This is a genomic window from Nonomuraea sp. NPDC059023, from assembly GCF_042740095.1.
Taxonomy (GTDB): Bacteria; Actinomycetota; Actinomycetes; order Streptosporangiales; family Streptosporangiaceae; genus Nonomuraea.
The window spans coordinates 143,425-164,502 of the sequence record NZ_JBHYIO010000024.1 but is presented as its reverse complement, the minus strand read 5'-3'; the positions used below and the strand labels follow the sequence as shown (position 1 = coordinate 164,502).

The window sequence follows — 21,078 nt, the reverse complement described above, 5'->3', positions numbered from 1 at the left end:
TGCGGAAGGGGCACCACGTCATGGCCGATCCGACCCTCGCCGACTTCGGCGCGGACCCGTTGTGGATCATCATCGTGAAGGCGGTGATGCTCTTCCTCTTTCTGGCGCTGGGGGTCGTCTTCGGGGTCTGGTTCGAGCGTAAGCTGATCGCGCGCATGCAGCACCGCCGCGGGCCCAGCCGGGCCGGACCGTCCGGCATCCTGCAGTCGGTCGCGGACGCGATCAAGATGGGCCTGAAGGAGGACCTGTTCCCGCGCGCGGTGGACCGGGTGCTGTACCTCCTGGCGCCGGTCATCATGGTGGTGCCGGCGTTCCTGGCCTTCTCGATCGTGCCGTTCGGGCCGGTGGTGAGCCTGTTCGGGGTGCGGACGCCGCTGCAGCTCGTGGACCTGCCGGTGGCGGTGCTGTTCACGCTGGCCATGGGGGCGGTGTCGGTGTACGGGGTGGTGCTGGCGGGGTGGTCGTCGCGCTCGCCGTACGCGCTGCTGGGTGGTTTGCGGAGCGCGGCGCAGGTGGTCTCCTACGAGATCGCCATGGGACTGTCGTTCGTCGGCGTGTTCCTGGTCGCCGGGACGCTGTCCACCTCGGAGATCGTCGGGGCGCAGGAGCGGACCTGGTTCGCGTTGCTGCTGCTGCCGTCATTCCTGATCTATGTGGTCTGCATGTTCGGCGAGGCCGCGCGCATCCCGTTCGACCTGCCCGAGGGTGAGGGCGAGCTGGTCGGCGGGTTCCAGACCGAGTACTCCTCGTCGCTGAAGTTCGCCCTGATCATGATGGGCGAGTACCTGCACACGTTCACCGCGTCGGCGATGGCGATCACGCTGTTCCTGGGCGGCTGGCGGGCGCCGTTCGGCCTGCCGGACGAAGGCTGGTGGGGACCGCTCTGGTTCTTGGTCAAGTTCGTGCTGGTCTTCTGCTTCGTCGTGTGGGTACGCGCCTCGTTGCCCCGCGTCCGTTACGACCAGCTGATGGCGCTGGGGTGGAAGGTGCTGATCCCGGCCGGCCTGGCCTGGATCATGGTGGTGGCGGCGGTGCGCAACCTTGTGGTGAACGGCGCCGAGCCGCTGGGCATCGGCCTCGGCGTGGTCATCGTGGTGGGAACGCTGGCCGTCTGGCTACGGTTCGACACCGTGAGACAGCGGCGCGAGGAGGCGCGGCAGGCGGAGCTGTCCCGCGTGCCCGCGGCCGGCGGCTTCCCGGTGCCGCCGCTCGACCTCCCGCACTACCACGACGGCTCCCGGCCATGAGGCACCCGCTCGGCCTTCACGTCGGTGACCGCCACCACCACGACGTCCGGCGGCTCCTGCCATTCGAGCACGTGGTGACCGTCCCACGCGATCGGGGTGCGGACCGTGTCCAGGGACAGTTCGCCGCGTTTGATGAGCGCTTCCTTGCGCGCCCACAGGCGGATCAGCTCCGTGTTGTCGGTGACGCTCGTGGGCGCGGCGATCTGGGCCGCCAGCGTGGTGTCGAAGGCGCCCGGGGGGACCCGCTCCGCGTCGACGCCCACCTTTCCCGGCCCCGCCGCCGCCGCGACGTAGCCGCGCGTGTGGCTCAGGCTGACGCCGAGGCCGGGGAACTCCTTCAGGTACGGCCGGCCGTGCCCCTCCCCATGGATCTCGCAGTACTGCAGCAGGGTGAGCGTGGCCGGGTCGGCGTCCAGGCAGGCCGCGGCGCTGAGCCGTACCAGGAGATGGGCGGCGACGAACGCGCGGCGGTCGGCCTCGTGCACGAAGCGGGCCGAGCGGGCGCGCTCGACGTCGGTGAGCCAGGCGGCGGGGGCGAGCACCTGCTCGGGAGGCGCGCCCATGACGACAGCCGTGGCGGCTACTTCTTCCTGGTGGGTGTGGGGCTCGGGTCGGCCAGGGGCGTGCCGTCCTTGTTGTACTGGTTCTCCTGGGCCGCGCCGAGCACCGTGACCTCGCGAACCTTCCATGACCCCTTCTCCCGCACCAGAGCGATCTTCAGGTGCGAGTCCTTGACGCTTCTGATCGCCTTGGCGGTCGTCACCTGTTGGTCCACCACCACAATGGCATGAGCGGAGGACTGGTCGACATCGGCGAGGTAGACGTCGCGGACGGTGGCGACGGAGACGGCCTGCAGCTTGACGATGACCTGTTCCATCACGCCGCCGAAGGCGTCGTCGTAGGTGTTGAGGAAGTCGCCGGTGGCCATGGCCATGAGCTTGGTCCTGGTCGCCTGCAGGCTCTGGTAGTCGTAGCTGAGCAGCGACTGGCCGAAGGTGTGCGCGGCCTGCGAGACCTCCAGGCGCAGCGCCCGGTCGGCCTCCAGCGCGGCGCGGGCGTCCTGGGCCCGGCCGGCGGAGATCCACTGGAGCACGGCCGTCGCGGCGAGCGCGGCGACGAGCATGGCGGCCACGGCGCCCATGATCTTCATGCGGAACCCGGAGTCGACCTTCGCCTGAGCCTCGGTCTCAACCTCTACTTCAGACTCAGCCTTCGCGGGGGTTTCCTGGTCGGTGGTCATGAAAGCTCCGTTTCGCGCCGGCGGGCGGCACGGCCCACCGCGATCCAGCCCACGATGCCACCGCCCGCGACGACCGCGAGGAAAATCGCGGCAATCAGCGGCGTGTGGTCGAGTGGGGTGTCGGCCGAGGCCGTCCTGGCGGGGACGTCCTTCTCCGGGGTCGGTGTCGCTTCTGCCGTGGGTTCCGCCTTCTCCGTGGGCTCGGGCTTCTTCTCCGTGGGCTCCGGTTTCTTCTCCGAGGTCACGGGCCGGGCCGCGCGCGCGTCCTCCTCGCGAGGGCGCTCCGCGGCGGCCTCGGGAGCGGCGGGCGCCCGCTTCGGGCAGGCGCGCAGGCCCGGGATGGCCGGGGGCCCCAGCGGCTCGGCGTACTCCTCGGCCACCTTCGGCCCGCCCGGCACGCTGAAGACGAACATGTTGCGCCCGTAGACGGTGCCGTCGCGGCGATCGCTGATGTCGTCGGCCAGGCTGAGCGCCGTCGGCATCGTGCTCAGCAGGTGATGGATGTTCCGCTCGGAATCCGGGGAGAAGATCGGCTTGTGCGGTGACCCGGCCGCCGACAGCAGGCAGGAGAAGCCCGGCCTGGCCCGCTGGAGCAGCCCGTCGATCTGCGCGAACACCCCCGGCCCCTGGTCCAGGAACGCGTTGAGGTCCTGCCGCGACTCCACCAGCGAGGAGGTCACCAGCTCGGTGTTCCCGATCCCCGAGGCCAGCTCGTTCCTCTTCCCGGCCAGCGTGTGGGTCAGCTCGGTGAGCTGCACCGACAGCTCGTCGAGTACCGCGGAGTTGTCGGCCAGCGTGTCGGTCAGGCCGTGGGCGTCGTCGACGATGCTCCTGATCGCCGGCGAGCGCCCTTCCAGCGCCACGGCCAGCTCGTGGGTGATCGTCTTGGCGTCCTTGGGCGGGACCGCGTTCAGCAGCTTGCCCACGCCCTCGAACAACTTCTTGTAGTCCAGCGGCACCGACGTCTTACGCAGCGGGATCGTGTCGCCGGGCGCGAGGTTCTGGCCGGTCATCGTCTTGGGCGGCGACAGCTCCACGTACGGCTCGCCGATCGCCGACTTGCGCCGGACCTCGGCCGTCAGCGCCTTGGGCAGCCGGACCTCCCGCTCGATGTCGAGGCCCACGACGATCTTGCCGGGCGCCAGCCGTACGTCGCCGATCCGCCCGACCCGCACGCCCAGGTAGGCGACGTCGAAGCCGCGGATCAGGCCGGGCGAGGACTCGAACTCGGCCGAGACCCGGTACGGCTGCTCGATCGCGTCCAGCTTGATGATCGTGGTGAACGCCCAGATCGTCATCACGATGCCCAGCAGCGCGAAGAAGCCCAGGTTGACGTAGATGCGCAGGTTCTTCATCGCGGCGGCTCCCACAGCAGCTGGAAGTCCTTGAGCTGGTTCGGCAGCGCCGGCGGCTCGACCTTGATGTCGTTCGGGATGACGCCCCTGTTGTCGTTGACCAGCAGGCCCTTCAGCCAGACGTAGATGAGCACCTGGCCGTTGACGGTGATCGGCGGCGTGTCGATGAAGTACTGGATCCTGGCCATGAGGCGCTTGAGGTCCTCCTTGCCGCGCACCATCGCGCCGGTGACGCCGTCCAGCTCGCGCATGATCGTGCGCAGGCGGGCCGCGTGGCGCGGGTAGACGGTGGTGTTGGCCTCCTTGGCCAGGCCGGTCAGCGCGACGATGGCCTTCTTCACGTGCTTGCGGCCGTGCGCGATCCTGGCGGTCGCCGCGGCCAGCGTGCCGGGCAGCTTGTCCAGTTCCTTCTCGCCTTTGGCCAGGTCGTCACCGAGCCGCGCCAGGTAGTCCACGGTGGCCGCCAGTTCGGTGCGGGCGGCGGCATAACTGTCGGTGACCTCGGTGGTCTGCCTGATGAGCTTGTTGACGTCGCCGCCCTTGCCGGCGAAGGCGGTCGAGGCGGCGTCCAGGATGGCGTTGACGTCCTGCGCGCCGATGGCCTCGATGAGCGGGCCGGCCTTCTCGGTGACCTGCTCGATGTCGGGCTCCACCGAGGTGTCGGTGATCGTCGCGCCCGCGGGCAGGTAAGGACCGGTGGACAGGTCCTTGCCCGGCGGCGGGATGAGCGCGACGTAGTTCTCGCCCAGCACCGAGGTCTTGGCCACCGTCGCGGTCGTCCCCTGCGGGACCCGGTGCGCGCCGTCGATCTCCATGGTGACCCTGGCCCGGTAGCCCTGCAGCCGGATCTCGGTGACCGAGCCCACCTTGACGTCGGAGACCTGCACGCTGTGGCCGGTGACCAGGCTCTGCACGTCGTCGAAGGTCGCGTGGAGCGTCAGGTCGCCGCTCGTCCCGCCGAGCGTCTGGAGCGAGCACGAGGTGGTGATCGCCAGGGCGAGCAGGCCGGTCAGGGCGCGCGCTGTCATCGTCCGCCCTTCTTCTTCTGGAACGGGCAGTTGCTGAGCTGACCGGGCAGGCACGGCACCTTGCCCAGGTTCAGCGCGTCGAACAACGGCTGCAGCCACGCCCTGGTCATCGCGTTGAGCACGACGCGGATCTTCAGCAGGTGGTTCTTCCTGTCCCACGCCTCGACCAGCACGTCGGCGAAGTCGGCCGCGCCCTTGATGCCCGCGGCCAGCGACTCGCTGTTGGCCCGCACGGTCAGCACCAGCTCGGCCAGCGTCCCCGCGGCTCGGGGCAGGCGCTCGGAGTACTCCTCGATGATCACGTCGCCGCGCCGGACGAAGTCCGCCATGCCCGAGATGAAGCCGCGCAGCCTGCGGCGTTCCTCGGCCAGGATCGCGCTCGCCTCGGAGAAGGCGTCGATGGCCCTGGTCACCTGACCCTGGCGGTCGTTGAGGCTGGTGGCCAGCCGGTTCAGGCCCTTGGCCAGGTCGATGAGCTGCTGGTCCTGCTTGGCGAGCGTGCCGGTCAGCTCCGCGGTGTCGGAGAGCGCGTTGTTGATCGTCTTGCCCCGCCCGCGTACGCCGTCGGCCAGGTTGCCCGCGACGTCGCCGAGCTTCTCGTCGTCCAGGGCGTCGGTCAGCTTCGTGAAGGCGTCCAGCGCGTCGTCGATCTCCACCGGCAGGTCCGTACGCCCCAGCGGGATGACCGTGCCCGGCCCGGCCCGCCGCTCGCCCGGCTTCCACGGCGGATACAGCACCACGTTGCGCTCGCCGAGCGTGTTCTGCGGCGCGACCACCGCCTTCACCTGCTCCGGCAGCGGCACCCGCGCGTCCACCGACATCGTCACCCGGACCTTGTCGCCCTCGATCGCGATCCGCTCCACGTACCCGGCGTCCAGGCCCATCACCTTCACGCGCGCCTGCTCGTACAGGGAGGGCGCGCTCGAGAAGATCGCGGTGATCGTGTACGGCGCCGCCCCGCCCACCAGCCCGCACCCGCCGGAGGAGACCAGCAGGAGCGTCGCCACGAGCAGCTTCAGCACTCTCATCGGTCGTTCTTCCTGTCCTTGGCGATGGCGCCCAGCACCTCCGGGTTGATCGGGCCGAGCCCGGTGGCGATCGCCTCGATCCAGGGCCCCTGGCCGCCCATGGTCGCCAGGCCGGAGAACGTCGGGCCGATCCAGGCCACGAGCTTGTTGAACTCCTGGTTGCTGGTATTGAGCCGCGTGGTGATCGCGCCGTTGTCGTCGAGGACCTGGACCAGCGCCTTCTCGTGCTCGTTGATCAGTTTGGTGGTGCTCTGGACCAGGTCGCTGCCGTCGCCCAGCAGCGTGCGCAGCTCGTTCCTGCGGCCGCGCAGCTCGTTCAGCATGATCTCGATGGCGTCGATCAGGCGGGCCAGTTGCTTGTCCTTCTTCTCCAGCAGGTCCATGATCCGGGTGCCGTTGTCGAGGAGCTTCTGCAGCTGGGGCTCGCTCTCGCTGATGGTGTCGGACAGGTCGCCGATGTTCTTCAGCAGGCGGGTGATACGGCCGCGCTTGCTGGTGTCGATCTTGCCGAGTTCGGTGAGCAGGTCGTCCACGGCGTCGGTGTCCAGGGCCTTGACCAGGCGGGTGGCGTCCTTGACCGCGTCGTTGATCAGCGTGGGGGTGCCGGTACGCTCCACCGGGATGCGGCGCTGCCCCTCGGGGAGCTGGTCCATGAAGGGAGCGGCGACCGGGCCGGTCAGCCTGAGGTAGCGGCCGCCGAGGAGGTTGGACAGGGCGATGTCGGCCCGGGTGGTGCGGCCGAGCCGTACGTCGGAGTCGACGCGCCAGGTGACCACGACGTGACCCTGCGCGTAGTCCGCGCGGACCTCCGTCACCTCGCCGACGCGCACGCCCGCCACCCGCACGTCCTGCCCACCGCGCAGGCCGCCGGAGTCGGTGAACGTGCCCGACATCGTGTAGCCGCCCTCCAGCAGGCCCAGGCTGCCCACCAGGAACGTGGCGACCAGCAGCGAGCCGAGCACGGCCATCGACACGAGGCCGACGACGATCTTGTTGCGGTCGCGGAAGGACTTCAGGGCCATCAGTCACCCACCATGAGCTTCCGCAGGTCCTTGGTGCTGGCGATCTTCTTGCTGCCGCGCAGCGGGGGCGGCGTGGTCATCGGGTACGGGCACGGCGACGGGCCCAGGGCCACGCACGGGACCGCGGAGATGAAGTAGTGGCCGCGGTTGACGCTGGAGTAGGCGCGCTCGAACAGCGGGCGGAAGGTGTTGACCGTCTTCTCGATGGTGCCCACGTTGCGCCGGATGCCGCCGGTCAGGCGCGACAGGTTCTCCACGAGCGCGCCCAGCTCGCCGGCGTTCTTGCCGAGCACCTCGTTGGAGGTGTGCAGGGTCGCGCTGAGCTCCACGATCGAGTCGTCGATGAGCTTCCTGTTGTCCGCGAACGCCTCCGACAGCACCACCAGGTTGTCGACCAGCTGGGAGATCTGCTCGTCGCGTTTGGCGACCACGCCGCTGACGGTCGCGTAGTCCTTCAGCAGGCCGCGGATCGTCTGCCTGCGCTCGGTGAGCGTGCCGGTGATGGCGTTGACGTTGTCGAGCAGTCTCGGGATGTTCTTGTCGTTGCCCTTGAGCGCCTTGGCGGCGGCGGTGAGCAGCTGGTTGATCTGCTCGGGGTCCAGGCTCCTGGTCAGCGGGCCGAGGTCGCTGACCAGCTCGCCGATGTCCACGACCGAGGCGGTGCGGGCGATGCGCGCGCCGGGCGGCAGGCGGTCCTTGGCGGTGCCGGGCAGCAGGTAGACCACGCGCTGGCCCACGGCGTTGCGCCAGCGGATCGCCGCCTCGGTGTCGGAGGGCACGGTGATGCCCTCCTGCACCTCCATGGTGACCTCGGCTCTGCCGTTCACCACCTTGATGGTGCCGACCTGCCCGACCGGCGCGCCCGCGATCTTGACCTGGTCGCCCTCCACCAGGCCGGAGACGTCGTCGAAGGTCGCGACGAGGCTGTAGCCGCCGCCGGTGGAGACCCGGGCGATCTGGACGGTGATCAGCCCGATCAGGCCCATCGCGACGCCGAAGAACAGCGCGAACTTCGCCAGGGTCCAGCGGCGCCGCACGATCTGCGGCGAGGTCCTGGCGGGGGCGGCCACCTCAGCGCCTCCCGTCGGTCGGGCCGCAGGCGCCGACGATCAGCTCGCAGATGTCGGTCGAGACGAACGCCTCCACCTGGATCTGCCGGGCGCCGTCCGGGCCCGGCGCCTCGATCAGCTCGTTGAGCAGGTCCACGAGCGTGCGCAGCCCGCGTACGCCGTCTCCGGCCAGGCCGAGCTGGGCGTAGATGAGCGCGGCCACCCGCTCACCGGAGTGCACGCCGGCGCGCAGGTTCTGCCGGTGCTTGCGCAGGCCGTGCGCGCTCAGATCGGAGATGTCGGTCATCTCCTTGAGCAGGGCGCGTACCTTGTCGGCCCGTTTCAGCAGGTCGGGGGTGATCGTGTTGAGGTCCTCGCTGATGGCCACGAGCTCGTCGCCCTTGTCGGCCAGCGCGCCGGACAGGGCCGCCGTGTCGCGCAGGAAGCGCTGGGCCAGCCCGCGGTGCTTGTGCGCGACGCCGACGACCGTGCCCGCGTCGTCGATCAGCTCGCGCAGGTCCTCGCCCTGTCCCTCCAGGCCCTTGGCGAGCGTGTGCACGATGACCGTGACCTCGCGCGGGTCGACCGCGTCCAGGCCGCGGTAGGCGTCGCCGAGCGTGTCGGACAGGTCCAGCGGGTCCTCGGTCTTCGTGATGACCGCCCCGCTGCCCAGGTACGGCCCCGCCCCCTCCCCCGAGCCGAGCTTCAGGTTGACGTACTTGGGCCCGAAGACCGAGGCCGGCTCGATCGAGGCGACCGCCGACTGCGGCACCCGCACGCCCGCCTGCACGTGCATGGTCACCACCGCCTGCCCCTTGGCGTTGAGCGCGACGCCGGTCACGTCGCCCACCGTGATGCCGCGGATCTTGACCGGCGAGTTCGTGTCCATGCCCTGCCCGGCGCGGCCGAAGACCGCGTCGATCCGGGTCCCGCTCACCTGGGTGGCGTTGCGCACGATGAAGACCGTCGCCGCCACCAGCGTCACGAGCACCAGGGCGGCGATCGCCATCCGGGCGGGCAGGGTGAGTTCCTTGCGTCCCATGCCCCTCACCCCGTCAGCTTCACGCTGCCGCCGCCACCCCAGAACAGGTACGACAACAGCAGGTTGAGCAGGACGATCGTGACGATCGACTGGCGGATCGCGCGCCCGGCCGCGACGCCCACGCCGACCGGGCCGCCGGTGGCGTAGAAGCCGTGGTAGCAGTGGATGACGATGACCGTGAACGCGAACACCCCGACCTTGGCGACGCTGAAGACGATGTCGCTGACCGGGAGGTACAGGTAGAAGTAGTAGTCGTAGACGCCCGGCGCCAGGCCGAACAGCACCGTGCTCATCAGCCGGGTGGCGAAGAAGCTGGCGAACAACGCGATCAGGTAGATCGGCATCAGCGCCAGCAGCGCCGCCACCACACGGGTGCAGATCAGGTAGGTGAAGGCGTTGATGCCCATCACCTCCAGCGCGTCGATCTCCTCCGAGATCCGCATCGCGCCCAGCTCCGCCGTGAACGCCGAGCCGACCTGCGCGGCCAGCGCCGTGGCGGCGATGATCGGCGTGATCTCGCGGACGTTGGCGAAGCTGCCCACCAGGCCCATGAACGACTCGGCGCCGATCGCCTGGAGCCCCTGGTAGCCCTGGAGCCCGACGGTGGCGCCCACCACGAAGGCCATCGTGAACACCACGAAGATCATGCCGCCGCCGATGACCGTTGCGCCCACGCCGATCACGACGTCGCTGACCTGCCGCATGACGACCTTGAAGTAGCGCAGGCGCAGGACGATGTCGCGTACGGAGTAGAACAGCACCCGCCAGACGAACAACGGCCAGTCGGCGAGCGTGGCGAACTTCTCGCCGACCTCCCGGCCCTGCCGGGCGAACCTGAGGCCCGCCGTACGGGTGGCCATCACAGCGCCTTGGGCGGGTAGGCGAGGAAGTAGACGGCGGAGATCACGTAGTTGAACGCGAAGACCAGCATGAACGTGACCACGGTGGACTGGTTGACCGCCCGCCCGACGCCGACCGGGCTGGTCGCGCAGGTCATGCCCTTGTAGCAGGCGACGGCCGCGGCGATGAAGCCGAACACCCACGCCTTGAAGAGGGTGACGTAGAGGTCGGAGCCGACGACGAGCGAGAGCGCGCCGTCGAAGTACGCGCCGGGGGTGACGCCCTGGACGACGACGTTGAAGAAGTAGCCGCCCGAGGCGCCGGCCAGGATGACCAGCGGGCACAGGCACACGGCGACCGTGCTGGCCGCCCACATGCGCGGCGTGACCAGCCGGTGGATGGGGTTGACGGACATGACCTCCATGGCGCTCAGCTCGTCGCGGATGTGGCGGGCGCCGATGTCGGAGGTCATGGCGCTGCCCCCGGCGCCGGCGATGAGCAGGGCGCTGGCCAGCGGGGCGACCTCCCGGATGAGGCCGACGAAGACGGCGCTGCCGGTGGCGGAGGCGGCGCCGAGCTGCCAGGCCAGCTCGCCCACCTGGAGGGCGACGGTGGCGCCGAGCGGCAGCGAGACCAGGAGCACGGGCACACTCGTCACCCGGGCCAGGAACCAGCACTGCTCGACGAACTCCCACCACCAGCTTCTGACGTCCCAGGTACGCCGCAGGCCCTCCAGGACGATGACGAAAAGCTCACCCACCTGTCCCAGGGCCGACCCGGCCTTCCGGCCGACGTAACCGGCCATCAGCGCTCCGCCTTGGTTACCGTCATGACCACCTCGTGAACCGGGGCGACTCCGGAGCAGTCACCTTACTGACGAGTTGTCCAGTAGGTCGATGCTTTCTGCTGAATTTGCGCAAAAGCTATGAGACCCGGCTCACCTGTTGTCAGCCCACCACGAAATGTGACAACCCCGTTACCACCGTGGATCCGACTCCGAAGAAGGCGCCGTGGTGGACCGCTGATGTTGTGGCCCTTAGCGGCGGGTGGGGGTCGGGTCGAGGAAGACCTGGGAGATCGTGGGCACGTGCGCACGCAGCCGCCGGTCCACCTGGTCACAGGCGATCTCCACCCCGGCCGCGCTCGCCGCGTCGTCGAAATCGATCTTGGCCGCGACCAGCAGCCGCCCCGGCCCCAGATACATGGTCAGCAGCTCGACCACGTCGGCCACCTCCGGCTGGGCCAGCAACAGGGCCCGGATCTCCGTCTCCACCGGCCGCGGCGCCGCCTGCCCGATCAGCAGCGAGACGTTGGCCGCGATCAACGCCAGCGCCACGACCAGCAGCAGCACCCCGATCGCGACCGACGCCGCCCCGTCCCACAGCGCCGACCCGCTGAGCTGCGCACCCAGCAGCCCGCCCGCGGCGATGACCAGCCCGGCCAGCGCGGCGGCGTCCTCCAGCATGACCGCCTTGAGCGAGGTGTCGGAGGTGCGGGCGACCAGCCGCACCGGCCCGATCCCCCACCGCCGCGCCTCGCGGCGCGCCTGGGAGAACCCCTTCAGGAACGAGACGCCCTCGATGGCGAACGACACCCCGAGCACCACGTAGGAGATGGTGAAGTCGCCCAGCGACTCGCCGTGGACGATCGTGTGAACTCCGTGCGTGATGGAGAACCCGGCGCCGCCCACCAGCGTGGCCACGGCCGCCATCATCGCCCAGAAGAACCCGGCCTTGCCGTATCCGAAAGGATGGCGCCGATCGGCCGGCCTGCCCGTCTGCCGGACCGCGACCAGGAGCAGGACCTCCGTCACCGTGTCGGCGGCCGAGTGGGCCGCCTCCGACAACATCGCGGCGGATCCGCTGATCAGGCCCGCGACCAGCTTGGCCACGGCGATGGCCAGGTTGGCCAGGCCCGCGACCAGCACCGTCCAGAAGCTCTCCCCCGCACCCTCCGCCATGGCCATCACTCTACGTGAGCGATCTTGGGCACCTTCGAAATCAGGTGACTCCGCAACGAAGCGCCCATGAAAGCGCGCACCAAAGCGCGAAGCGGCTCCGGGAACACATGGGTATGCGGGTTTCGACACAGGTCCGGCAGGGTTTGGGGAGGGGAGCAGGCGCTCGCGAGAGGTAGATTGAGATCATGAACGCCCCTCGTTGGCTGACCGACACCGAGCAGCGCGCATGGCGTGCTCATCTCGCTCTGCACAAGCTGCTGATGCACCGCCTCGATCGGGAGTTGCAGGAGTTCGAGTTGTCGCTCAACGACTACGAGATCCTGGTCAACCTCTCCGAGAGCCCGGAGCGCAGGATGCGGATGAGCGACCTGGCCGACGCCACGATCCAGTCACGCAGCCGCCTGTCGCACCAGATCTCCCGCATGGAGGCCAAGGGCCTGGTGGTCAGGGAGGACTGCCGCGACGACCGTCGTGGAACGTTCGCAGTGCTCACCGGGCAGGGCTGGGAGACGATCCAGCGGGTGGCGCCCCACCACGTGGCCAGCGTCCGCGAGCACTTCGTGGACCGGCTCACCGACGACCAGCTCGACGAGCTCGACGCCGCGTACACGCCGATCGTGGAGCATCTCAAGAAGTTGCGCTGACACCCAACCGATACCGGCGACCGGCCCGTCGGCTCCCGCACGCTCGCTACGATCCGGACATGCTGAGAAAGCTGCTGATCGTCCTTGCTCTAGCGCTGGCCGCGGCCTGCTCGTCCGGCGGCGGGGCGGCGCTGCCCAGCGGTCCCGACCTGATGAAGAAGTCCGCCGAGGCGATGAAGTCGGTCAAGTCCGCCTCGTTCGCGATCGCCACCGAGGGCAAGCCCAAGGTGCAGATCCGCAAGGCCGACGGCCGGCTGACCTCCGCCGGCGACGCCGACGGCACGCTCACCATCGAGGTGCTCGGCAGCCTGCAGGAGATCAGCTTCTTCGTGGTCGGCGACACCGTCCACTTCAAGGGCCCCACCGGCGGCTTCCAGAAGATGTCGAAGAAGGACCTGGCCCAGATCTACGACCCGTCGCTGATCCTGTCGCCCGCCGAGGGCATCGCCAAGCTCCTGTCGACCGCCACGGACCCGCGGGTCGAGGGCGAGGAGGGCGCGGCGTACAAGGTCGCGGCCACCTTCTCGCCCGAGGTTCTGGGCAAGCTGATCCCCGGCGTCTCCCAGGGCGTCAACGGACAGCTCCTCGTCGACAAGGCCTCCTCCCGCCTGACCAAGGCCACCCTGCCGCTGCAGGACGGCTCGGTGATCGTCTCGTTCAGCGACTACGACGCCCCGGTCACGATCACCCCGCCCGCGGGATGAGGGCGGCGCGCCGGGTCGCCCTCGGCGTGGGTGGGACGGTGGTGCTGCTGGCCGCGCTCGACGCCTACGTCGTGGTGACCGTCCTGATCGACATCGCCACCGAGGTCGGCGTACCGCTGAACCACCTGGAGCGGGCCACGCCGGTGGTGACCGGCTTCCTGCTCGGCTACATCGCCGCGATGCCGCTGCTCGGGCAACTGTCCGACCGGTACGGCCGGCGTCCCCTCATCCACGCCTGCCTGGCCGCGTTCGCGCTGGGCTCCCTGCTGACCGCGCTGGCCGGATCGCTGCCCATGGTCGTGGGCGGGCGCGCCCTGCAGGGCATCGCGGGCGGCGCGCTGCTGCCGATCACGATGGCGCTCATCGGCGACCTGTGGGACGAGCGCGAGCGCCCCGTCGCCCTGGGCGCGGTCGGCGCCGCACAGGAGCTCGGCAGCGCCCTGGGCCCGCTCTACGGCGGCGTGCTGGCGCTGGTCCCGGCCTTCCAGGTGTTCGGGGTGGAGCTGGGCGGCTGGCACGCCATCTTCTGGATCAACCTCCCGCTGGCCGCGCTGGCCGCGATCGCGGTCCACCGCACGGTCCCCGGCCGCCCGGCGGTCCCGGTCGCCCCGGCGGGAGCCAGGATCGACACCGTGGGCGGCGTGCTGCTCGCGCTCGCGCTGGCCCTGCTGGTCGTCGGCTTCTACAACAACGACCCGGCCAAGGCGATCCTGCCGCCGTGGGGCCTGCCGGCGATCGCCGCCGGCCTCGTCGTCGGGGCGGTGTTCGTCTGGTGGGAGATCCGCTCGCCGGTACGCCTGCTCGACCTGGCCGGCACCCGCAAGGGCCCGCTGCTGGCCACGCTCGGCGTCAGCTTCCTCGCCGGCGCCGCGCTCCTGGTCACCATGGTGTTCGTGCAGTTCACCGCGCAGACGCTGCTGGACCTGGAGGCGTTGGAGGCCTCGCTGGTGCTGGGCCGCTTCCTCATCGCGCTGCCGGTCGGCGCCGTGCTCGGCGGCGTGCTGGCCCGCAGGCTCGGCGACCGCCCCGTCACGGTCGCCGGCCTGCTCGTCGCCACCGTGGGATACGTGCTGATGAACCGCTGGCCGCTCGACCTGACCGGGCACCCGATCGACCTCGCGCTCATCGTCGCCGGCCTCGGCCTGGGTCTGGTCATCGCGCCGATCTCGGCCGCGGTGCTGCGCGTGACCCCGGCGGTCCAGCACGGCGTCGCCTCGGCCGCCGTCGTCGTGGCCAGGATGATGGGCATGCTCATCGGCATCGCGGGCGTGTCCGCCTGGGGCTTCTACCGCTTCCAGTCGCTCACCGCCGACCTCGACACCCCGCTGCCCGTCGGCGTCGACGCGGCCACCTACGCCCAGCAGCTGGCCGTCTACACCGCGAAGGTGAAGGCGGCCCTGCACGTGGAGTACACCGAGATGTTCCTCGTGACCGCCGTGCTCTGCCTGCTGGGCGCCGTGGTGGCCCTCTGGATGCCTACGGCGAGAGGCGATGCAGGTCGCGCGGGAACAGAGTCGCCTGCCTGATGTTCGCCGCGCCGGTCAGCCGGGCTGTCCAGCGCTCCAGGCCGATGGCGAAGCCGCCGTGCGGCGGCATGCCGTACGCGAAGGCCTGCAGATATCCCCGGTACGGCTCCGCCGCCTCCCCCCGCTCGGCCAGCGCGGCGAGGTAGTCGGCGTGCCGGTGCAGCCGCTGCCCGCCCGTGACCAGCTCCAGCCCCCGGAACAGCAGGTCGAAGCCGTTGGAGTAGCCGGGCCGCGCCGGGTCGGGATGGGTGTAGAAGGGACGCTTGGCCATCGGGTAGCCGGTGACGAACAGGAAGTCCGAGCCGTGCTCGCGCCGCGCCCACTCCGACAGCTCGCGCTCGCGCGCCGGTGACAGGTCGGGCTCGTCGCTGACGTCGGAGAAGCGCACCGCCGGGATCTCGGCGGGCACCTCGGGCAGCAGGTCGCGGGCCTGCGGGACGCGGCGCCGTACCGACTCGACCATGCCCGCGACGGCCTCGCGCAGGACCGCCATGACGTCGCGGTGGTCGGCGACGAAGCCGAGCTCGGCGTCGAGGCTGGTGTACTGCGCCAGGTGGCGGGCGGTGTCGTGCGGCTCGGCGCGGAAGACGGGCCCGACCTCGTAGACGCGCTCGAAGACGCCGACCATCATCTGCTTGTAGAACTGCGGCGACTGGGCCAGGTAGGCGCGGCGGCCGAAGTAGTCGACGGAGAAGACGTTCGCGCCGGACTCGGTGGCCGACTCGACCAGCTTGGGCGTGTGGATCTCGGTGAACGCCAGCCGGTCCAGTGTCTCCCGGAACCCCGCCACGCTGGCCGCGGAGATCTCCAGCGGCAGGCGGAGCGCGGGATGGCGAAGGGCCAGCGGCGCGTGGTCGAGCACGGTCGGCAGCGCCGCGCCCACCTCGGGACGGAACAGCTCGAACGGCGGCCGGGCGGCCTCGCCCAGCACGGTGATCTCGGGTTCGGTGATCTCCACGCCGCCGGGCGCCCGCGCGCTGGGCGTGGCGATCCCGGTGATCTCGACGACGCTCTCCTCACCCGGCAGATCCGGGCTGGCCGTGACCGCCTGGGCCAGGCCCGCACGGTCGCGTACGACGAGGAACGACACGGACTTCAGCTGCCGGCGGCGATGAACCCATCCGGCGATCTTGACTCGTTGCCCGGCGTGCTCAGCGAGCTCCGCCGACAGGACACGAGAGATCATCACAACTCCTCAGGGAAGATGCATGACCCCTTGGGAGTGCGGGGGAGAAGGGAGCTCCCGGTGCCACCGCACTTTCGCCGCCCCGCGAGGAGGCGGCCTCCACGACCCGATGACGGGGGTCAGACCGGCGGGGCATTTCCTCCCCGCACTCGGGAGTGTCTTCGCCCGGGGCGCGGGACCGCCTTCTCAGCTGCCGGCGGCTCTCTGGACCCGCGTGGTCCCCGGACTACTCATCTCCGTCTACGCGTTGCCGGTCAACTTATCATTTCTTGGCCGGGGCCCCGCCGCTCTTGCGCTTCTCTCGGATCTTCATCGTCACCTCAAGGGGTGAGCCGGCGAAGCCGAACTCCTCGCGCAGCCGGCGTTCGATGAAGCGCCGGTAGGTGTCCTCCAGCCAGCCCGAGGTGAACAGCACGAACTTCGGCGGCTCGGTGGACGCCTGCGTCGCGAACAGGATCTTGGGCTGCTTGCCGCCGCGCACGGGCGGGGGCGTCGCCTGGACCAGCTCGGTGAGGAAGGCGTTGAGCCGCGACGTCGGCACCCGGGTGGACCAGGAGTCGAGCGCCTTCTCCAGCGCCGGGACGAGCCGGTCGACGTGCCGGCCGGTCTTGGCGGAGATGTTGACGCGCAGCGCCCACGGGGTCCGCACGAGCTGCCGGTCGATCTCCTTCTCCAGGTAGTAGCGCCGGTCCTCGTCGACCAGGTCCCACTTGTTGAAGGCCACGACCATGGCCCGGCCGGACTCGATGACCAGCCCGATGATGCGCAGGTCCTGCTCGGTGAGCGGCTCGGAGGCGTCGATGAGCACGACCGCCACCTCGGCCTTTTCCAGCGCGGCGCGGGTGCGCATGGCGGCGTAGAAGTCGGCGCCCTGCAGCTCGCGGTCGCGGCGGCGGATGCCGGCGGTGTCGACGAAGCGCCACGGCTTGCCGCCGAGCTCGATCAGCTCGTCGACCGGGTCACGGGTGGTGCCCGCCATCGGGTCGACCAGCACCCGATCCTCCCCCGCGAGCTTGTTGAGCAGGGAGGACTTGCCGACGTTGGGCTTGCCGAGCAGCGCCACCCGGTGCGGGCCGCCCTGCTCGCCGAACTTCAGCTCGGGCGTCTCCGGCAGCGCGTCCAGCACGATGTCGAGGAGGTCGCCGCTGGAGCGCCCGTGCAGAGCCGAGACGGGGTACGGCTCGCCGAGCCCCAGCGCCCACAACCCGGAGGCCTCCAGCTCGAGCTGCTGGTTGTCGACCTTGTTGGCGGCCAGGATGACCGGCTTGCCGGACTGGCGCAGCACGTTGCCGACGATCTCGTCGGCGTCGGTGGCGCCCACGGTGGCGTCGACCACGAACAGGATCACGTCGGCGAGCTGAACGGCCACCTGGGCCTGCTCGGCGATGCGCAGGTTCATGCCGGTGGCGTCGGGGTCCCAGCCGCCGGTGTCGACCACGGTGAAGCGGCGCCCGCGCCAGTTGGCGTCGTAGGCGACGCGGTCGCGGGTGACGCCCGGCACGTCTTCCACGACCGCCTCGCGGCGGCCGATTATGCGGTTGACCAGCGTGGACTTGCCGACGTTCGGGCGTCCGACGATGGCCACGACGGGCAGCGGCCCGCTGTCGTCGTCATGGTCACTGATCTGCAGGTCGTCGAACTCAGCCTCGACCCAGTCCCCCGTGTTCACGATGTTCTCGTCCTTCGCGTGAGTACCGCACCTGAAGGTCAGGCGCGCTCGTTTACCCGGTCGCGCTCGCTGCGGAGCCCGCCCGGGCCCTCGTGCCGCGCGACCACACTCAGCACCGCGTCGATGACCTCTTGCAGGGTCAGCGGCGTGGTGTCGAGCTCGATGGCGCCATCCGCCATCGACAGTGGATCTGCCTTGCGTGTCGAGTCCAGGGTGTCACGCCTGGCCATGGCGGCCTGCTGCGCCTCCACCGTGGTGCCCGACAGCTCCGCGGTGCGCCGCAGGGCGCGCGCCTCCGCGCTGGCGGTGAGGTAGATCTTGACGGCCGCCTCCGGCCAGACGACCGTGCCGATGTCGCGGCCCTCGACCACGATGCCGCCGGCACCGATGATCTCCCGCTGAAGGGCGACCAGACGGGTCCGCACCTCGGGCACCGCGGCCACCGCCGAGACGGAGCCGGTGACCTCGCCGGTGCGGATCGGCCCGGCCACGTCGGTGGCGCCCACGTGGATGGTCGGGCCGTCCGGGTCGGTGCCGCTGACGATCTCGGGCTCGCCGCAGCGCGCCGCGACGGCGGCCGGATCGGCCACGTCGACGCCCTGTTCGAGCATCCACCAGGTCATCGCCCGGTACATCGCCCCGGTGTCCAGGTAGCGCAGACGCAGCGCACGGGCCACCCCGCGCGACACGCTCGACTTGCCCGACCCCGAAGGGCCGTCCATGGCGACGACCAGACCGGCCACGGTCTCTCCCTCTTCACGGCTTTACCTCAACCTGAAGAGGCTACCGCCTCCGCGTCACTCGCCGATCCAGCTTCGCTTCTCAGCCGCTGCTCAGACGGAACGCGCGGGCGGGCACCAGGCCCCGCTTCAGCAGCGCGAAACCCGGCAACGGGCTGCTGCTGACCGTCTCCTTGTACAGGACGGCCAAGCGCCCGGTCAGGTACGCCCGTCGCGGGCTGTCGTCGCCCCGCGTGAACTGGATGACCCCGTCGGCCCGCCCCAGGCTGAGCGGCTGGTGGAAGTACCCGAACCGGAACGGCCTGGCCCGCCGGCCCCGCAGCCGCGCGGCGATCACGTCGGCCGCGTGCAGAGCCGTGGGGATGCCGCTCTGGCAGGTGCCGTGGATGACCCCGTACGGCTGGCTGACGGCCGCCGCGTCCCCGACCGCGTACACGTCGGGATGCGAGACCGAGCGCAGCGTCGCGTCGACGACCACGCGCCCGCGGCCGTCGACGGCCAGCCCCGACTCCCGTGCCGGCGGCAGCCCGGTGGTGCCCGCGGTCCACAGCGTGGCCGAGGACGCGACGAGCTCGCCCCCGGCCAGCTCCACCGCGTCGGGCAGCACCTTCTCCACCTCGACGCCCGCGCGCACCTCGATGCCGAGGCGGTCCATCGCCCGCCGTACGTAGGCGCGGGCCCGGTCGCCCATCATCGAGGCCGGGGCGCCCCGGCTGAGCAGGACCACGCGCAGGTGGGGGTGGGCTTCGGCGATCTCGGTGGCCGACTCGACGCCGGTCAGGCCGCCGCCGGCGACCACGACCGTGCCCTCGGTGAGGCGTTTCAGCGCGTCGGCCAGCCGTACCGCGCCGTCGTGGTCGTCGAAGACGTGGGCGTGCTCGCGCACGCCGGGGGTGGAGCGGTCGGTGACGGTGCCGAGCGCGTAGACGAGCGTGTCGTACCGGGCGACGCGGCCGCTCTGGAGCGTGACCTCGCGCCGTCCCGGATCGAGCCCGGTGACCCGGTCACGCAGGAAGGTGATGCCCGTCCCGGCGATCACCTTGTCGATGGCGTGGCCGGTCAGCCGCTGGCCCGCGGCCGTCTGGTGCATGCGCAGCCGCTCGGTGAAGCGCGGCGAGGCGTTGACCAGCGTCACCCTGACGCCGTGGCGGCGGGTCTTCACCGCGACCCGGATCGCCGCCATCATCCCGGTGTATCCGGCTCCCAGAACCATGATGTGTGTCATGCCGGGAAGACGGATCCACCGCCTCAGAACGTGACATCCGCCGGCGCCGAGGCACCTGCGCGGGCGTAAGAGACACTTGAGCGGACGTAAACCCGCGCGGGCGTAAGGCACCCGCGCGGGCGCTACGGCACCTGCCAGCCACGCTCGTGCAGAGCCTCCTGCAGGACGGCCACCGCGTCCGGCTGCACCGACACCTCCGCCAGGCCCAGGGGCAGGCCGGGAGCGTGCTCCAGCCGGACGTCCTCGACGTTGACCCCGACCTCATCACACACCTGGAACAACCGGGCCAGCTGCCCCGGCCGGTCACCGATGACCACCTGGACGATGCCGTAGGCGGCGGCCGGGCCGCCGTGCTTGCCCGGGATGCGCCCGTGCCCGGCGACGCCGCGCTTGAGCAGTTGCGTGACGTCGGGGCCCGCGCTCTGGTCGCCTCCGGCCAGCGCGCGCAGCGCCGCCGCGGCCTCGGTCAGGTCACGCGAGACCGCCTCCAGCACTTCGGCGACGGGCGCGGCGTTGCCCGACAGGATGCCCAGCCACAGGCCGGGGTCGCTGCCGGCGATCCTGGTCACGTCCCGTACGCCCTGACCGGCCAGGCCCAGCGCCACGTCGGAGGCCTCCGACAGCCGGGCCGCCACCGCCGAGGCGGCCACGTGCGGCGCGTGCGAGACCAGCGCGACCGCGCGATCGTGCTCCTCGGCGCTCACCTCGACCGGGTTGGCGCCGCACAGCTCGATCAGCTCCAGCACCGCCCGCTTCGCCTCGGGCCGCGCCGCCTCCGTCGGGCACAGCGCCCACGGCCGCCCCAGGAACAGATCCGCCCTGGCCGCGCCCGGCCCCGCCTTCTCGCGGCCGGCCATCGGGTGCGAGGCCACGTAGAGGCCCATGTCGCAGCCCAGCTCGACGGCCCTGGCGATCGGCATGGCCTTCACGCTCGACACGTCGGTGTAGAAGCGGGCGGCGTCGCGCCGCTGCAGGCCGCGCAGCTCGGTCGCCACGTGGTCCGGGGGGACCGCGACGATCGCCAGGTCGGCCTGTTCGCCGGAATGCCATTCCTGGCCGGCGCCCATCTCCCTGGCCAGGCGTACCGCGCCGAGATCGCGGTCGGCCAGCAGGACGCTCACGCCGCGCTGGCGCAGCGCCAGCCCGATCGAGGTGCCGACCAGGCCGGTGCCGAGGATGAGGACGGTCTCGAGCTTCATTGGGCGATGTCCTCACGCAACGCGACGGCGCCGCGCAGGTAGACGTGGCTGATCTCGCCGCGTGGCCGGTCGGTCTCCACGTGCGCCATCAGCCGTACCACGCGCGGCAGCGCGCCCGGCACGTCGATCTCCGTGCAGCAGATGAGCGGCACGTCGTGGAAGCCCAGCTTGCGCGCGGCCAGAGCGGGGAACTCCGCCGTCAGGTCGGGCGTCGCGGTGAACAACACGCTGATCACGTCGTCGGTCGACAGCCGGTTGCGCTCCATGAGCGTGCTCACCAGCTCCGTCGTCGCCTCGATGATCGCGTCGCGGGTGTTGGCGCCGACCTGGATCGCCCCGCGAATCGCCCGGACCATGGTGCTCGTCCCCTTCAT

The 21,078-nt window shown here is 70.7% G+C and carries 21 protein-coding genes; 4 read left to right on the top strand and 17 right to left on the bottom strand.

The features are described from left to right. The first annotated feature begins 20 nt into the window (after positions 1–20). Positions 21–1,247, top strand: coding sequence for an NADH-quinone oxidoreductase subunit NuoH (nuoH, locus tag ACFWYW_RS35250; RefSeq protein WP_379612891.1), 1,227 nt, complete (start codon positions 21–23; stop codon positions 1,245–1,247). Here the strand turns inward: nuoH and ACFWYW_RS35245 are convergent. The 11 genes from ACFWYW_RS35245 to ACFWYW_RS35195 form a co-directional block, all read right to left on the bottom strand. Then, positions 1,223–1,810 (bottom strand): 4'-phosphopantetheinyl transferase family protein, encoded by a 588-nt coding sequence (locus tag ACFWYW_RS35245; protein ID WP_379612892.1) that lies wholly within the window; start codon positions 1,808–1,810, stop codon positions 1,223–1,225. The two genes, nuoH and ACFWYW_RS35245, sit on opposite strands and share 25 nt — an antisense overlap. A gap of 17 nt (positions 1,811–1,827) precedes the next feature. After that, positions 1,828–2,487 carry a hypothetical protein gene (locus ACFWYW_RS35240; protein ID WP_379612893.1) on the bottom strand — a complete coding sequence of 220 codons (660 nt, stop codon included), beginning with the start codon at positions 2,485–2,487 and terminating at the stop codon, positions 1,828–1,830. Next, positions 2,484–3,842, bottom strand: a complete 1,359-nt coding sequence (locus ACFWYW_RS35235; RefSeq protein WP_379612894.1) for an MlaD family protein — start codon at positions 3,840–3,842, stop codon at positions 2,484–2,486. Before ACFWYW_RS35235 ends, ACFWYW_RS35240 begins: the two co-directional genes overlap by 4 nt. Then, positions 3,839–4,870, bottom strand: a complete 1,032-nt coding sequence (locus tag ACFWYW_RS35230; RefSeq protein WP_379612895.1) for an MCE family protein — start codon at positions 4,868–4,870, stop codon at positions 3,839–3,841. Before ACFWYW_RS35230 ends, ACFWYW_RS35235 begins: the two co-directional genes overlap by 4 nt. Further along, on the bottom strand, positions 4,867–5,898 hold the full coding sequence (locus ACFWYW_RS35225; protein ID WP_379612896.1) for an MCE family protein: 1,032 nt from the start codon (positions 5,896–5,898) through the stop codon (positions 4,867–4,869). Before ACFWYW_RS35225 ends, ACFWYW_RS35230 begins: the two co-directional genes overlap by 4 nt. Further along, positions 5,895–6,920, bottom strand: coding sequence for an MlaD family protein (locus tag ACFWYW_RS35220; protein ID WP_379612897.1), 1,026 nt, complete (start codon positions 6,918–6,920; stop codon positions 5,895–5,897). Before ACFWYW_RS35220 ends, ACFWYW_RS35225 begins: the two co-directional genes overlap by 4 nt. Continuing rightward, entirely contained in the window at positions 6,920–7,990 is a 1,071-nt protein-coding gene (locus ACFWYW_RS35215; protein ID WP_379612898.1) for an MCE family protein, read from the bottom strand. The genes ACFWYW_RS35220 and ACFWYW_RS35215 overlap by 1 nt, the downstream gene beginning before the upstream one ends. Before the next feature lies 1 nt (position 7,991). After that, on the bottom strand, positions 7,992–9,011 hold the full coding sequence (locus tag ACFWYW_RS35210; RefSeq protein ID WP_379612899.1) for an MlaD family protein: 1,020 nt from the start codon (positions 9,009–9,011) through the stop codon (positions 7,992–7,994). Positions 9,012–9,016: 5 nt separating this feature from the next. Then, on the bottom strand, positions 9,017–9,871 hold the full coding sequence (locus ACFWYW_RS35205) for an MlaE family ABC transporter permease (protein WP_379612900.1): 855 nt from the start codon (positions 9,869–9,871) through the stop codon (positions 9,017–9,019). Further along, positions 9,871–10,656, bottom strand: coding sequence for an MlaE family ABC transporter permease (locus ACFWYW_RS35200; RefSeq protein ID WP_379612901.1), 786 nt, complete (start codon positions 10,654–10,656; stop codon positions 9,871–9,873). The genes ACFWYW_RS35205 and ACFWYW_RS35200 overlap by 1 nt, the downstream gene beginning before the upstream one ends. Before the next feature lie 231 nt (positions 10,657–10,887). Continuing rightward, a complete protein-coding gene (locus ACFWYW_RS35195; RefSeq protein ID WP_379612902.1) occupies positions 10,888–11,811 on the bottom strand; it encodes a cation diffusion facilitator family transporter in 924 nt (307 codons plus the stop codon). Positions 11,812–11,996: 185 nt separating this feature from the next. Between ACFWYW_RS35195 and ACFWYW_RS35190 the strand changes: the two genes are divergently transcribed. The 3 genes from ACFWYW_RS35190 to ACFWYW_RS35180 are packed head-to-tail and all read left to right on the top strand — an operon-like array spanning position 11,997 to position 14,685. After that, the gene (locus ACFWYW_RS35190) at positions 11,997–12,455 is read left to right on the top strand and encodes a MarR family winged helix-turn-helix transcriptional regulator (protein ID WP_379612903.1); all 459 of its coding nucleotides are present in this window, start codon (positions 11,997–11,999) and stop codon (positions 12,453–12,455) included. Positions 12,456–12,514: 59 nt separating this feature from the next. Next, positions 12,515–13,159, top strand: coding sequence for an LppX_LprAFG lipoprotein (locus ACFWYW_RS35185; protein ID WP_379612904.1), 645 nt, complete (start codon positions 12,515–12,517; stop codon positions 13,157–13,159). After that, on the top strand, positions 13,156–14,685 hold the full coding sequence (locus ACFWYW_RS35180; RefSeq protein ID WP_379612905.1) for an MFS transporter: 1,530 nt from the start codon (positions 13,156–13,158) through the stop codon (positions 14,683–14,685). Before ACFWYW_RS35185 ends, ACFWYW_RS35180 begins: the two co-directional genes overlap by 4 nt. Here the strand turns inward: ACFWYW_RS35180 and aspS are convergent. The 6 genes from aspS to aroH form a co-directional block, all read right to left on the bottom strand. Further along, complete coding sequence (gene aspS / locus ACFWYW_RS35175; protein WP_379612906.1) at positions 14,636–15,871, bottom strand: aspartate--tRNA(Asn) ligase; 1,236 nt, start codon at positions 15,869–15,871, stop codon at positions 14,636–14,638. The two genes, ACFWYW_RS35180 and aspS, sit on opposite strands and share 50 nt — an antisense overlap. Positions 15,872–16,133: 262 nt before the next feature. Further along, complete coding sequence (gene der / locus ACFWYW_RS35170) at positions 16,134–17,540, bottom strand: ribosome biogenesis GTPase Der (protein WP_379612907.1); 1,407 nt, start codon at positions 17,538–17,540, stop codon at positions 16,134–16,136. A 38-nt stretch (positions 17,541–17,578) separates the two neighbouring features. Further along, on the bottom strand, positions 17,579–18,262 hold the full coding sequence (gene cmk / locus ACFWYW_RS35165) for a (d)CMP kinase (protein ID WP_379612995.1): 684 nt from the start codon (positions 18,260–18,262) through the stop codon (positions 17,579–17,581). Positions 18,263–18,362: 100 nt separating this feature from the next. Next, on the bottom strand, positions 18,363–19,505 hold the full coding sequence (locus ACFWYW_RS35160; protein ID WP_379612908.1) for an NAD(P)/FAD-dependent oxidoreductase: 1,143 nt from the start codon (positions 19,503–19,505) through the stop codon (positions 18,363–18,365). A gap of 122 nt (positions 19,506–19,627) precedes the next feature. Continuing rightward, complete coding sequence (locus tag ACFWYW_RS35155) at positions 19,628–20,704, bottom strand: prephenate dehydrogenase (protein ID WP_379612909.1); 1,077 nt, start codon at positions 20,702–20,704, stop codon at positions 19,628–19,630. After that, positions 20,701–21,060: a chorismate mutase gene (gene aroH, locus ACFWYW_RS35150; protein WP_379612910.1), complete on the bottom strand. Its 360-nt coding sequence runs from the start codon at positions 21,058–21,060 to the stop codon at positions 20,701–20,703. Before aroH ends, ACFWYW_RS35155 begins: the two co-directional genes overlap by 4 nt. Between the last annotated feature and the right edge of the window lie 18 nt (positions 21,061–21,078).

Bases quoted from the DNA above. Each gene is read 5' to 3' on its own strand.
- nuoH (WP_379612891.1), top strand. From the start codon at position 21: ATGGCCGATCCGACCCTCGCCGACTTCGGCGCGGACCCGTTGTGGATC.
- ACFWYW_RS35245 (WP_379612892.1), bottom strand. From the start codon at position 1,810: ATGGGCGCGCCTCCCGAGCAGGTGCTCGCCCCCGCCGCCTGGCTCACC.
- ACFWYW_RS35240 (WP_379612893.1), bottom strand. From the start codon at position 2,487: ATGACCACCGACCAGGAAACCCCCGCGAAGGCTGAGTCTGAAGTAGAG.
- ACFWYW_RS35235 (WP_379612894.1), bottom strand. From the start codon at position 3,842: ATGAAGAACCTGCGCATCTACGTCAACCTGGGCTTCTTCGCGCTGCTG.
- ACFWYW_RS35230 (WP_379612895.1), bottom strand. From the start codon at position 4,870: ATGACAGCGCGCGCCCTGACCGGCCTGCTCGCCCTGGCGATCACCACC.
- ACFWYW_RS35225 (WP_379612896.1), bottom strand. From the start codon at position 5,898: ATGAGAGTGCTGAAGCTGCTCGTGGCGACGCTCCTGCTGGTCTCCTCC.
- ACFWYW_RS35220 (WP_379612897.1), bottom strand. From the start codon at position 6,920: ATGGCCCTGAAGTCCTTCCGCGACCGCAACAAGATCGTCGTCGGCCTC.
- ACFWYW_RS35210 (WP_379612899.1), bottom strand. From the start codon at position 9,011: ATGGGACGCAAGGAACTCACCCTGCCCGCCCGGATGGCGATCGCCGCC.
- ACFWYW_RS35205 (WP_379612900.1), bottom strand. From the start codon at position 9,871: ATGGCCACCCGTACGGCGGGCCTCAGGTTCGCCCGGCAGGGCCGGGAG.
- ACFWYW_RS35200 (WP_379612901.1), bottom strand. From the start codon at position 10,656: ATGGCCGGTTACGTCGGCCGGAAGGCCGGGTCGGCCCTGGGACAGGTG.
- ACFWYW_RS35195 (WP_379612902.1), bottom strand. From the start codon at position 11,811: ATGGCGGAGGGTGCGGGGGAGAGCTTCTGGACGGTGCTGGTCGCGGGC.
- ACFWYW_RS35190 (WP_379612903.1), top strand. From the start codon at position 11,997: ATGAACGCCCCTCGTTGGCTGACCGACACCGAGCAGCGCGCATGGCGT.
- ACFWYW_RS35185 (WP_379612904.1), top strand. From the start codon at position 12,515: ATGCTGAGAAAGCTGCTGATCGTCCTTGCTCTAGCGCTGGCCGCGGCC.
- ACFWYW_RS35180 (WP_379612905.1), top strand. From the start codon at position 13,156: ATGAGGGCGGCGCGCCGGGTCGCCCTCGGCGTGGGTGGGACGGTGGTG.
- aspS (WP_379612906.1), bottom strand. From the start codon at position 15,871: ATGATCTCTCGTGTCCTGTCGGCGGAGCTCGCTGAGCACGCCGGGCAA.
- cmk (WP_379612995.1), bottom strand. From the start codon at position 18,262: ATGGACGGCCCTTCGGGGTCGGGCAAGTCGAGCGTGTCGCGCGGGGTG.
- ACFWYW_RS35160 (WP_379612908.1), bottom strand. From the start codon at position 19,505: ATGACACACATCATGGTTCTGGGAGCCGGATACACCGGGATGATGGCG.
- ACFWYW_RS35155 (WP_379612909.1), bottom strand. From the start codon at position 20,704: ATGAAGCTCGAGACCGTCCTCATCCTCGGCACCGGCCTGGTCGGCACC.
- aroH (WP_379612910.1), bottom strand. From the start codon at position 21,060: ATGGTCCGGGCGATTCGCGGGGCGATCCAGGTCGGCGCCAACACCCGC.